Here is an 11,646-nt window from a genome sequence, read left to right as displayed (position 1 = left end):
GAATGGACCTCGATCAGCCCACCCTCCCGCTCGCCGGTGACGTCCGGATCCCGCTGCTCGGCTTCGGCACGTGGCAGGCCACCGGCGAGGCCGGATGCCAGGCGGTGCTCGCCGCGCTGGACGCCGGCTACCGGCACATCGACACGGCCACCATGTACGGCAACGAGAAGGAGGTGGGCCGGGCGGTCAGGGAGAGTGGGCTGCGCCGGGAGGACCTCTTCATCACCACCAAGCTGCCGCCGGACCGGGTGGGCCGGGAGCGCGAGACCATCGAGGCAAGCCTGGCCGCCCTGGACACCGACTACGTCGACCTGTGGCTGGTGCACTGGCCGCCGTCCGCCCCGGGCGACAGCATCCCGGTGTGGCGGGAGATGCTCGCCGCGCGGGACGAGAACATGGCGCGCACGGTCGGGGTGAGCAACTACTCGATCGGTCAGCTCGACGAGCTGATCCAGGCCACCGAGGAGACGCCCGCGGTCAACCAGATCCGCTGGAGCCCGTCGCTGTACGACAGGCACACGCACGCCGCCCACCGGGACCGGGGCGTGGCGCTGGAGGGGTACAGCCCGTTCAAGGCCAGCGACCTGTCCGACCCGGTGCTGGTCCGCATCGCCCAGGCGCACGACGTGTCACCGGCGCAGGTGGTGCTGCGCTGGCACATCGACCACGAGATCGTGGTCATCCCGAAGTCGGTCACGCCGGAGCGGATCCGCGCGAACATCGACGTGTTCGGGTTCTCGCTCACCGCCGAGGAGATGCGCGACATCGACGCGCTCGCCGGTTGAGGCGTACGCGCGGAAGGGGCGCGGTCCGCAGCGGACCGCGCCCCTTCCCGTGTGTGGTGGTCAGCCCCGGGCGCAGGTGGAGCCGTTGAGCGTGAAGCTGCTCGGCGCGGAGTAGCTGCCGTTCAGCGTCGCCTGGTAGCCGAAGCTGGTCGACGCGCCGGGCGCCAGCGTGCCGTTGTAGCCGGCGTTGCGGGCGGTCACCGCCGAGCCGCTCTGGCTCACCATGGCGTTCCACGCGTTGGTGACGGTCTGCCCGGAGGGCAGGTTGTAGTTGAGCGTCCAGCCGTTGACCGTGCCGGAGCCGGTGTTCTTGACCGTCACGTCGGCGGTGAAGCCGTTGCTCCACACGTTCGCCGCCTTGTAGGTGACGGTGCAGGACGCGCCGCCCGACGGCGGGGGCGTGGTCGGCGCCGACGTGGTCGGCGGAGGGTTGGAGCCGCCGGTGTTGACGTTCTGCGAGAACGAGTTCACCGCCAGCCCGACGCCGCCCTGCCACGGCTCGAAGCCGGCCTGGATGCTGGTCAGGTACCAGTCGTTCGTGATCGCGCCCCGGTTGCGGGTGTCGTTGATGAACGCCAGCGCGTCGAAGCTGAAGCTGGGGATGGCCGACGGCGCCACGTACGAGATGACGTTGTTGGAGCCGTTGCTGCCCCGCCAGACCTCCCAGGTCCGGCCGGCGATGCTGGCGTTGCCGACCGGGGAGCCGATGGGCTGGATCGAGCCCTGCCGGTTGAGCCAGATCATGATCTCCATCTGGTTCACGCCGTCACGCTTCGGCGACGGGTCGAGCCAGATGTCGTACGCGGCGTCGTAGATCGCGCCGCTGACGTAGTTGTAGCTGATGCTGGCCGGCGCGCTGCTGATGTTCTTCACCTGCACCGGCAGGTTCGTGCCGGGCGAGCAGTTGGTGTAGTGGCAGCCCACGAAGATCGACGGGTAGGAGACCGGTGCCCCGTTCGTCGGCGCGGAGCCGTCCGCCCGGGTGATGGAGAAGCCGGTCGAGGTGACGTTGATGCACTGCTGGGCACTGGTGCCCCAGCGGTTGTTCTGCACCACGTACTTGCCGCCGATGGTGGTCGAGCCGTACTGGTCGCAGATCTGGGTGTCGGCGGAGGCGGTGCCGCCGAGCGCGACGGCGACGAGGGTGCCGGCGGCCAGCAGCCCGGCTGCCGCGAGGGCCCTGAGTGGACGCTTCATGATGCTCCTTGGCTCGGCGCGGGACGGCGCCGTTCGGTAGGGGGATACGGGCGGGAGCGCTCCCACGGTGCAAGAGATACATTTACATGTCTGAAATCATTGCGCAAATGCACCGAGATCGTTAACGCTCCGCGTCCGGCCGGCGACGCGGGGAGTGCCCCGGCCGCGCCCTTCCCCCAGATGGAGGCGGGATTCCTGCCGGTGGGACGGGGTGCGTCACCGACCGGCGGTCCGGGCCAGGGCGCACGGACACTTCCGCCGCCTGGTTGCGGCGAGTAATGTCTTGCCTCCAACGCGTTCCGATCCCCCTCCGGAGGCGTACCCCGTGATGGGTGGTTCCCCCCTGCGCATCCTCGTCGTCGGCGCGGGCCTCGCCGGCCTCGCCGTGGCCCGGGCGCTACGCCTGGCGGGGTTCCGGCCCGACGTCACCGAACGGCTGCCACCCACCGAGTCGACCGAGACCGGCCTCTACCTGCCGGGCAACGCCGCCCGGGCGATGCGCCGGCTCGACCTCGACGGGCCGCTGCGCCCGCTCGGCCAGGTGATCCACCGGCAGCGCTTCCTCGACGCCGACGGGGCGCCGCTGTGCGAGGTCGACCTCGACGCGCTCTGGGCCGGAGTGGGGGAGTGCCGGGCCCTGCCCCGGGCCGAACTGCACCGGGTGCTGCTCACCGGCGCCGGCGGCGCGGTACGCCACGGCGCCGAGGTGAGCACCGTCGACCTGCTGCCCGGTCGGGTCGCCGTCGGCTTCACCGACGGCACCGGTGGCGAGTACGACCTGGTCGTCGGCGCCGACGGGCCGCGCTCGGCGGTACGGACGCTCGCCGCCCTCGGCGGGCCGCCACGCCCCGCCGGGCAGGTGGTCTACCGAGCCCTGGTACGCGACGGCCCCCGGATCGCGGACTGGACCGCCCTGCTCGGCCAGCGGGCCGGCTTCCTGGTGGTGCCGCTCGGCGCCGGGTCGCTCCACTGCTACGCCGACGAGGCCGGCGCCGACCTGCCTGCCGACCCGCTCGCCCGCCTGCGCGAGCTGTTCGGCTCCTACGGCGGCCCGGTGCCCGAGGTGCTGGCCGCGCTGGAGAGCGTGCACGCCGAGCGCACCGAGGAGGTCGAGCTGGGCCGCTGGTTCCACGGCCGGGTGCTGCTCGTCGGTGATGCCGCTCACGCCACCGCACCGACGTTGTCCCAGGGTGCGGCCATGGCGCTGGAGGACGCCGTCGTGCTCGCCGAGTCACTGCGGGCCGCCGGCAGCGTCGAGGCCGCGCTGATCGCGTACGAGAGCCGTCGCCGGCCGCGTACCCGCTGGGTGCGGGACCGGACCCGGGACCGCAACCGCACCCGCGACGTGCCGCCGGCGCTGCGCGACCCGTTGCTGCGCGGACGCGGCGGACGGATCTTCCGGGAGCACTACCGACTCCTGACCGGCCCGCTGTGAAGGCGGGAGATCGTAGCCGCCCACCCCACGCGGCGAGGCCACCTACCGGGGACTATCCTCCTTGCGGATGACGGCTGCGCCGATGACCAGCGCGCCGAGCGGGACAACCAGAACCGGAGGCCACTCGTGACCACCGTCGCACCCAAGCCGGTCGTGACCCGGCCCTGGCCGGTCCGCGAGCCGGTCAAGGGGTCGGCCCTCGCGCGGCTGCTGCGCACCACGGACGCGAAGCAGATCGGGATCATGTACATGGTCACCGCGTTCGTGTTCTTCATGATCGGTGGCCTGATGGCCCTGATCATGCGGGCCGAACTCGCGCGACCGGGCCTGCAGTTCCTGTCGCCCGAGCAGTACAACCAGCTCTTCACCATGCACGGCACGATCATGCTGCTGTTCTTCGCTACGCCGATCGTGTTCGCCTTCGCGAACTACGTGGTGCCGCTGCAGATCGGCGCCCCGGACGTGTCGTTCCCCCGGCTCAACGCCTTCGCGTACTGGCTGTACCTGTTCGGCGGCACGCTCGCCACGGCGGGCTTCGTCGCCCCCGGTGGCGCGGCCGACTTCGGCTGGACCGCCTACACGCCGCTGAGCACCACCGAGCACGCCCCGGGCGTCGGCGCCAACATGTGGGTGGTCGGCCTGGCCATCTCCGGTCTGGGCACGATCCTCGGCGCGGTCAACCTGATCACCACGATCCTGACCCTGCGCGCGCCCGGCATGACCATGTTCCGGATGCCGATCTTCACCTGGAACATGCTGGTCACCAGCCTGCTGGCCATCCTGGTCTTCCCGCTGCTGGCCGCCGCGCTGTTCGCGCTCGCCGCGGACCGCCTGATGGGCGCCCACGTGTACGACCCGGCCACCGGCGGGCCGATGCTGTGGCAGCACCTGTTCTGGTTCTTCGGTCACCCCGAGGTGTACATCATCGCGCTGCCGTTCTTCGGCATCATCAGCGAGATCATCCCGGTGTTCTCCCGCAAGCCGATCTTCGGCTACAAGGGCCTGGTCGCGGCCACCGTCGCCATCGCCGCGCTGTCGATGAGCGTCTGGGCGCACCACATGTTCGCCACCGGCCAGGTGCTGCTGCCGTTCTTCAGCTTCCTGAGCTACCTCATCGCGGTGCCCACCGGTATGAAGTTCTTCAACTGGATCGGCACCATGTGGCGGGGCCAGATCACCTTCGAGACGCCGATGCTGTTCTCCATCGGCTTCCTGGTGACCTTCCTCTTCGGTGGTCTCACGGGTGTGCTGCTGGCCAGCCCGCCGCTCGACTTCCACCTGCACGACTCGTACTTCGTGGTGGCGCACTTCCACTACGTGCTGTTCGGCACGATCGTGTTCGCCGTGTTCGCCGGTATCTACTTCTGGTTCCCGAAGATGTTCGGCCGGATGCTCGACGAGCGCCTCGGCAAGATCCACTTCTGGCTGACCATGATCGGCTTCCACACCACGTTCCTGGTGCAGCACTGGCTGGGCAACGAGGGCATGCCGCGCCGGTACGCCGACTACCAGGCCGCCGACGGCTTCACCACGCTGAACACCATCTCCACGATCGGCGCGTTCATCACCGGTATCTCGACGCTGCCGTTCATCTGGAACTGCTGGAAGTCGTACAAGACCGGCCCGGTGGTCGAGGTCGACGACCCGTGGGGCCACGGCAACTCGCTCGAGTGGGCCACCAGCTCCCCGCCGCCGCTGCGCAACTTCGACCGTATGCCGCGTATCCGCTCCGAGCGGCCGGCGTTCGACGCGAAGTTCCCCGAGCTGGCCGCCGGGCAGAGCCTGGCCGGCCCGCCCGAGGGTGGCGCGAAGCCGCTGACCAGCGAGGTCAACGGTGGCGCCAGCTACCAGGAGGACACCGCAGGCAACCTCGACCAGCGCTGACACCACCGCACCGCCACGTCGAGACGGGCGCCGCACCCCTAGCCAGGGGCGCGGCGCCCGCCCCTTTCCGCACCCTCTCTCCCCCACCCCCACCCCACCCCCCACCCCCTCCGCGTCGATCATGAAGTTAGCGGCGATCGGCGTCCGATTTGTCCCCGCTAACTTCATGATCAACGGGTCGGTCGGTCGGGGAGGGCCAGTTCCGGGCGGGCCAGTTTGGGCCGCGCCGGAGCAGACGGGCCGGGCCGGGTGAGTCCAGCGCCGCGCGCTGCGCCCGTGATCAAGGGGTTTGGGACGGTTCACGCCGCTGACGAGGACGCGAACACCTTGGTCAACTGCGGGAGGGCGGGAGCGCGAGAGGGCTACAAGGGCGCGGGGGCCAGGTCGGGTTCCGGAGTCGGGGTGGGGACCGGGGTGCGGCGGTGGCGCAGCTCGATCGGGAGCACCGCCAGCGCCACCAGCGCGCCGATCGCGCCCGTGACCACGAAGCCCCACGCCGGCGCCGTCGCGTCGATCACCGCGCCGGCCAGCGGTGCGCCGAGCGCGATGCCCACCGTCACCGCGGAGCCGTGCAGTCCCATGGCCAGGCCGCGTACGGACGGCGGGGCCAGCCGGCTGACCGCGTCGGAGGTGGACGCGAGGGTGGGGGCGCAGAGCGCACCAGCCGGGATCAGCGCGAGACAGAGCAGCCACCAGTGCGACCCGCCCAGCCCGACCGGGATGGTGGCGAGGCTCAGCGCCGCCATCAGCGCCAGCGGGGAGAACGAGCGGCGTACCGCGCCGTAGGCGAAGCCGCCCATCAGTGAGGCGACCGCCCAGGCGGCCAGCACGGCGCCGGTCCAGCCGATCTCGCCCCCGGCGCGGAGCACGGCGACCACTGCGACGTCGGTGCCGCCGAGCACCAGCGTGCCGGCGAGGCTGACCGCCAGCACGGCGAGCAGACGCGGGGTGAGCCATTCGCGGCGGTGCACCGGGCGCTGCGGCCCGGCCTGCTCGTCGGCGGCTCGCACCGGCGGGTTGAGCAGCCAGAAGCAGATGCCGGAGCCGACGATCCCGGCGCCGACCGCCCAGAGCGTCAGGCGCGGCGTGACGGCGGTGGCCAGGGCGACGGCGAGCGCCGGGCCGACCATGAACGACAGCTCCATCGCGATCGAGTCCAGCGCGTACGCGGGGCGGCGCTTCTCCACCGGCACGAGCGCGGCGATCGACTGGCGGATCATCGAGAAGATGGGCAGCGCGAGCAGCCCGGCGAGGAACGCGGCGGGCAGCAGCACCGGGTACGGCAGTGCGGGCGCGGCGGACCAGAACAGCGCCTCGGCGACAGTGGTGAGCACCAGCACCGGCCGGAGTCCGCGGCGGTCGATGAGCCGCCCGAGCAGCGGGGCGCCGAGTGCCGCGCCGATCGTGGACGCGGCGCCGACCAGGCCGGCGGCGCCGTAGCCGCGGCCCAGGTCGAGCACCACGTAGAAGGTGAGCGTCACCCCGGTGGCGGTCAGCGGCACACGGGCCAGCACCGACACCAGCAGCAACGATCGGAGACCGGGCAGCGCGAGCGCTTCCCGGTAAGGCTTCAGATTCACGACGGACCGTACCTCCGGCGCCATCCTGGGGCCGGGGTACGACACCTGCAACCGATTACCCGGTCAAGCGGTCCTGATCACCGGCTCGCCCGCCATGGTCACCCCGGCGCCGTCGAGGGCCCGTAGCGCCACGTCGAGCGTCTCCGGCGCGACGGCGGCCGTCAGGTCGAGCAGCACGGTGGTCCGGAAGCCCTCCCGGGCGGCGTCCAGGGCGGTGGCGCGCACGCAGTGGTCGGTGGCGATGCCGACCACGTCGACCCGGTCCACGTCGTGCCGGCGCAACCAGTCGGCCAGGCACTCGCCGTCGGGGGCGTGCCCCTCGAAGCCGGAGTACGCGGCCGCGTGCTCGCCCTTGTGGAAGATCGCCTCCACCCGGTCGGTCACCAGTTCGGGGTGGAACTCGGAACCGGCGGTGCCGACCACGCAGTGCCGTGGCCAGGAGTCGACGTAGTCCGGCGGGTCGCCGAAGTGCGCGCCCGGGTCGACGTGGTAGTCCTTCGTCGCGACCACGCGATCCCATCGGTCCGGCTCGGCCGCGAGCAGCCGGGAGATGCCGGCGGCCACTCCGGCCCCGCCGCCGACCGCGAGGGAGCCGCCCTCACAGAAGTCGTTCTGCACGTCCACGATGATCAGGGCATTCGCCATCTGACGGGTTCCTCCTCAGCTCGCGGGTACGACTCAGCTCGCGGGTACGACTCAGCTCGCGGGTACGACGGTCACCGGTACGGCCGGATCCCCGGAGGAGAGCTTGAGCCCCTCCCACGGGATCGAGATCAGGCACTGGCGCAGGTGGTCCCGGGACTCCTCCAGCGTGGGCAGCGTCTCCGGCTCGCCCGACACCACGTACGAGCGCTGGAGCAACCGGTCGTTGGGCTGCCGGTCCGGTACGCCCTGCGGCACGATGACCTCCTCGGTGGCGGTGCCGGTCGGCTTGTGCCGGCGGACCGCCACCTTCCGGCCGCCGATGGTGGCCTTGTGCTCGGAGCGTTTGACCACCGGCCGGCCCTCCACCTCGACCAGCTTGTAGACCAGCCCGGCGGTGGGCGCCCCGGAGCCGGTCACCACGGCGGTGCCGGCGCCGTACATGTCCACCGGCTCGGCGGCGAGCGCGGCGATGGCGTACTCGTCCAGGTCGCCGGAGACGATGATCTTCGTCTCGGTGGCGCCGAGCGAGTCGAGCAGTTCCCGGGACTGCTGGGCGATCACCGCGAGGTCGCCGGAGTCGATCCGGACCGCCCGCAGTTCCGGCCCGGCCACCGCGATCGCGTTGCGGATGCCCTGGGCGATGTCGTACGTGTCGACGAGCAGCGTGGTGTCCTTGCCGAGCGTGGCGACCTGGGAGGCGAACGCGGCCCGCTCGTCGTCGTGCAGCAGCGTGAAGGCGTGCGCGGCGGTGCCCGCGGTGGGGATGCCGTAGCGCTGCCCGGCGGCCAGGTTGGAGGTGAAGCGGAACCCGGCCAGGTACGCGGCCCGCGCCGCGGCCACGGCGGCCTCCTCGTGTGCCCGGCGGGAGCCCATCTCGATCAGCGCCCGCCCCCGGGCCGCGGTGACCATCCGGGCCGCCGCGGCGGCGACCGCGCAGTCGTGGTTGAGCACTGACAGCACGAGCGTCTCCAGCACCACGCACTCGGCGAACGTGCCGGACACGGTGAGGATCGGGGAGCCGGGGAAGAACAGCTCGCCCTCGGCGTACCCGTCGATGTCGCCGGTGAACCGGTAGTCGGCCAGCCACTGCGCGGCCCGGTCGTCCACCACGCCGGTGCGGCGTAGGAAGTCGATCTCCGCCGGGTCGAACCGGAAGTCACGGATCATGTCGATCAGCCGGCCGGTCCCGGCGACCACGCCGTACCGGCGCCCGGCCGGCAGCCGCCGGCTGAACACCTCGAAGACGCAGCGTCGGTCGGCCGTGCCGTCACGCAGGGCCGCGCTGACCATGGTCAGCTCGTAGTGGTCGGTCAGCAGCGCGGGACGAAGGGTGCTCACCGCTCCAGCCTAGAGTTCAGCTCGGATCCGTGCCGTCGTGCCCCGGCCACGACCGCAGGGCGGCCCGCAACCCGCCGCGCCCGGCGACGCCGAGCTTGCTGTAGACGCGCTGGAGATGGTTCTCCACCGTGCGCGTCGACAGGAACAGCCGCTCGGCGATGGCGCGGCTGGTCAGCCCGTCGGCGGCAAGGAGGGCGACCTCCCACTCCCGCTCGCTGAGCGTCGGACGCAGCAGCCGTAGCGCCGGGGTGGAGATGTCGTCGCAGCGGCGCAGCAGTTCGGCGAGGCGTTCCCGGATCGGCCCGGCGGCGACACCCCGGACGTCCCGCGCCCGGAGCAGCGCCAGGGCGGCCGCCTCGGCCGCGTACACGGTCAGCTCGCGGGCGGCGAAGTCGTCGGCGACGGCCAGCAGCGCGCACGGGGAGCCGTCGACGGCCGCCCGCCCGAACCGGGCGACCAGTGGTGGCAGCGCGCCGTCGACCTGCTCGGAGAGCTCGGCCAGGCGTTGTGCCACGCTGCGCCGGCCACCGTCGGTGCAGGTCGGGCCGACCGGCGCGGCGGCCCGGTCCAGCCGGACCAGGTCGAGCAGGACGAGCAGCTCGTGCCCGGCCAGGCCGTCCTCGCGCAGCCGGTCGGCGAGCGCGCACAGGTGCTTGGCGGCCGCCGGCAGGTCGCCCGTCGCCGCCTGGACCGCTCCCCGGGCCTGTTCCAGCCACGGGTAGAGGACGGCCATGCCGGACGCGTGCGTCCGGTCCGCCTCGGCCATCGCCTCGGCCGCGTGCGTCACGTCCCCGCGCAGCGCGGCGGCCTGGGCGCGCTCGGCGTGGGCGAGACCCCCGTACGCCCGGCTGGTGGCGAGCACCGCGCACGCCCCCAGGCTGATCCGCAGAGCGTCGTCGGCACGCCCGCGCAGCCGCGCCGCGTACGCCTGGAGGACCGCCAGGTAGCCGGTGCCGAGCCGGAAGTCGCCGGCCCCGGCGAGGCCGGTGAACTCGTCGGCGGCTATCGCGTCGAGGCCGGCCAGGTCGCCGGAGAGCGTCAGCCGGGTCCCCCGGGCCAGCTCCATGGCGACTTGGAGGTACGGCATGTCGGCCCGCCAGCAGGCCGCCTCGGCCTGCACCCGGGCGACCGCGGTGGCGCTGCGCCGGTACTGCCCCTGCGCCGCCTGGAGATGCGCGAGTGTGCAGCGGGCCAGCTCCCGGGCGGCCATCGGGGCGGCCGGCCGGTCCAGCACCTCCTGGGCCAGCCGTACCGCGACGTCGACGTCCAGCCGGTGCAGCCGCATGCTGGCCTCGAACGCCCGTACCCGGGCCCGGTCGGCCGGGTCGGTCAGTTCCGCGCCGCGCGCGGCGATCTCCTCCACCGTGGACTCCCGGTCGAGCCCCCAGTAACTGACCATGCCCCGGACGGTCAGCCACCGGCTACGCCGGTGGTCGTCGTGGATTTCGCCGGCGACCTGGTCGAGCACGCCGAGTGCCTCGTCCGGCCGGTCGCCGAACATCAGGATGGTGGCGAGCAGCTCCGCGGCGTCGGTGCCGCCGCCGGCCTCCAGCGCGGCCCGGGCCAGCCGGGTGGCCAGCGGCACGTCGTAGCGGCCGAACGCCTGCACGGCCGCGTCGAGCAGCAGGGCCACGTCCTGCGCCGTACCCGAGTCGAGCCGCCACACCGCGACCCGCAGCAGGTCCTCCCGGCGGCGCTTGCCGACCTGCTCCAGCAGCCCGGCCAGGGTGGCCTGGAGCCGACGGGTACGGCTGACCGGGCATCGGCGGCGCATCACCTCGCCGTAGAGCGGGTGCGCCAGGCGGACGTCGAGTCGCCGGTCGTCGCGGACCAGGGTGACGAGCCCGCGTTCCTCGGCCGTCTCCACGTCCGCCGGGTCGACCACCCGTTGCAGCAGGCGCAGGCCCAGCGGCTCACCGAAGGCGACCAGCTCGACGACCGCCCGGACGCCGGGGGTGAGCCGGCCGATCCGGGCACCGATCAGCTCGGTCAGGCTCGGCGCCAGCTCCAGCCGGCCGGTCCAGGTCCAGATCCCGTACCTGCGGTTCAGCTCGTCGCGGGCGGCCAGCACCAGTTCCCGCAGCAGCAGCGGGTTGCCGGCGGAGAGCTGGAACAGCCGTTCGGAGGAACACGCGTCGACCGGGCCGCCCAGGATGGCGGCGAGCAGGCCGGTGGTCTCGTCGCGGCGCAGCGGGCCCACCTCGACCAGGTCGGCCAGGTCGTCGGTCCAGAGTGCGCGGATCGGCAGCGGGGCCTCTTCGCCGTCGCGCAGCGTCCCGACGACGTACGCGTTCTCCGAGCGGGCGACCAGGTGCACCAGAGCCGCCGAGGGCGGGTCGAGCAGATGCGCGTCGTCCACGGCCAGCACGATGCGCCGGCCCGCGGCCTGTTCCTGGAGCACGTCCACGGCCCAGCGCAGGAGCCCGGCGGGGGACAGGCCCTGCGGCCGCGCGCTGGGCAGCACCTGGACCAGCCCACCGAACGGCAACGCGGCGGTGGTGGCGCTGGCCGCGATGGACCAGGTCGCGTACCGCTCGGGGGAGAGCGCAGCCATCCCCTCCCGCAGCAGCCGGCTCTTTCCCACTCCCGCCTCGCCGTTCAGGAGCAGCCCGCGCCCCTCCGGGCCGTCGACCGCGGATCGCAGACGGTGAAGGTCGTCAGTACGGCCGACGAACTCCCACCTGCTCATCGACGCAGCATATCGATCGCTTTCGGTGCGCGTACGTGCCGTCACGCAGAGAAGTTGAGTAATCTGTCCATTGCTCGTGAGTACCGAGGTGTC

8 protein-coding genes are annotated in these 11,646 nt (G+C 72.5%); 3 read left to right on the top strand and 5 right to left on the bottom strand.

The window, feature by feature from the left end; all coding sequences use genetic code 11:
- Positions 1-2: 2 nt before the first annotated feature.
- Entirely contained in the window at positions 3-785 is a 783-nt protein-coding gene (locus tag ACFYO8_RS21615) for an aldo/keto reductase (protein WP_354873429.1), read from the top strand.
- Positions 786-845: 60 nt separating this feature from the next.
- Here the strand turns inward: ACFYO8_RS21615 and ACFYO8_RS21610 are convergent, their stop codons facing one another.
- Complete coding sequence (locus tag ACFYO8_RS21610) at positions 846-1,982, bottom strand: cellulose binding domain-containing protein (RefSeq protein WP_354873431.1); 1,137 nt, start codon at positions 1,980-1,982, stop codon at positions 846-848.
- 328 nt (positions 1,983-2,310) lie between these two features.
- Between ACFYO8_RS21610 and ACFYO8_RS21605 the strand changes: the two genes are divergently transcribed.
- Positions 2,311-3,417 carry an FAD-dependent monooxygenase gene (locus ACFYO8_RS21605; protein WP_354873433.1) on the top strand — a complete coding sequence of 369 codons (1,107 nt, stop codon included), beginning with the start codon at positions 2,311-2,313 and terminating at the stop codon, positions 3,415-3,417.
- A gap of 126 nt (positions 3,418-3,543) precedes the next feature.
- Entirely contained in the window at positions 3,544-5,301 is a 1,758-nt protein-coding gene (ctaD, locus tag ACFYO8_RS21600; RefSeq protein ID WP_354873435.1) for a cytochrome c oxidase subunit I, read from the top strand.
- 362 nt (positions 5,302-5,663) lie between these two features.
- Here ctaD and ACFYO8_RS21595 read toward each other — a convergent pair whose 3' ends face one another.
- Genes ACFYO8_RS21595 through ACFYO8_RS21580 form a run of 4 tightly spaced genes read right to left on the bottom strand, consistent with a single transcriptional unit; the run spans position 5,664 to position 11,553 of the window.
- On the bottom strand, positions 5,664-6,905 hold the full coding sequence (locus ACFYO8_RS21595; protein ID WP_354873437.1) for an MFS transporter: 1,242 nt from the start codon (positions 6,903-6,905) through the stop codon (positions 5,664-5,666).
- A gap of 39 nt (positions 6,906-6,944) precedes the next feature.
- Positions 6,945-7,526, bottom strand: a complete 582-nt coding sequence (locus ACFYO8_RS21590) for an isochorismatase family protein (protein ID WP_354873439.1) — start codon at positions 7,524-7,526, stop codon at positions 6,945-6,947.
- Positions 7,527-7,577: 51 nt separating this feature from the next.
- Positions 7,578-8,864 (bottom strand): nicotinate phosphoribosyltransferase, encoded by a 1,287-nt coding sequence (locus ACFYO8_RS21585; RefSeq protein WP_354873441.1) that lies wholly within the window; start codon positions 8,862-8,864, stop codon positions 7,578-7,580.
- A 16-nt stretch (positions 8,865-8,880) separates the two neighbouring features.
- Positions 8,881-11,553: a LuxR C-terminal-related transcriptional regulator gene (locus tag ACFYO8_RS21580; RefSeq protein ID WP_354873443.1), complete on the bottom strand. Its 2,673-nt coding sequence runs from the start codon at positions 11,551-11,553 to the stop codon at positions 8,881-8,883.
- Positions 11,554-11,646: the final 93 nt, after the last annotated feature.

It is taken from the genome of Micromonospora sp. NPDC005257, from assembly GCF_042872445.1.
GTDB lineage: Bacteria > Actinomycetota > Actinomycetes > Mycobacteriales > Micromonosporaceae > Micromonospora.
The sequence above is the reverse complement of the archived record's forward strand: the minus strand, read 5'-3'. Positions and strand labels throughout refer to the sequence as shown.

Bases quoted from the DNA above. Each gene is read 5' to 3' on its own strand.
- ACFYO8_RS21615 (WP_354873429.1), top strand. From the start codon at position 3: ATGGACCTCGATCAGCCCACCCTCCCGCTCGCCGGTGACGTCCGGATC.
- ACFYO8_RS21610 (WP_354873431.1), bottom strand. From the start codon at position 1,982: ATGAAGCGTCCACTCAGGGCCCTCGCGGCAGCCGGGCTGCTGGCCGCC.
- ACFYO8_RS21605 (WP_354873433.1), top strand. From the start codon at position 2,311: ATGGGTGGTTCCCCCCTGCGCATCCTCGTCGTCGGCGCGGGCCTCGCC.
- ACFYO8_RS21580 (WP_354873443.1), bottom strand. From the start codon at position 11,553: ATGAGCAGGTGGGAGTTCGTCGGCCGTACTGACGACCTTCACCGTCTG.
- ACFYO8_RS21595 (WP_354873437.1), bottom strand. From the start codon at position 6,905: ATGGCGCCGGAGGTACGGTCCGTCGTGAATCTGAAGCCTTACCGGGAA.
- ACFYO8_RS21590 (WP_354873439.1), bottom strand. From the start codon at position 7,526: ATGGCGAATGCCCTGATCATCGTGGACGTGCAGAACGACTTCTGTGAG.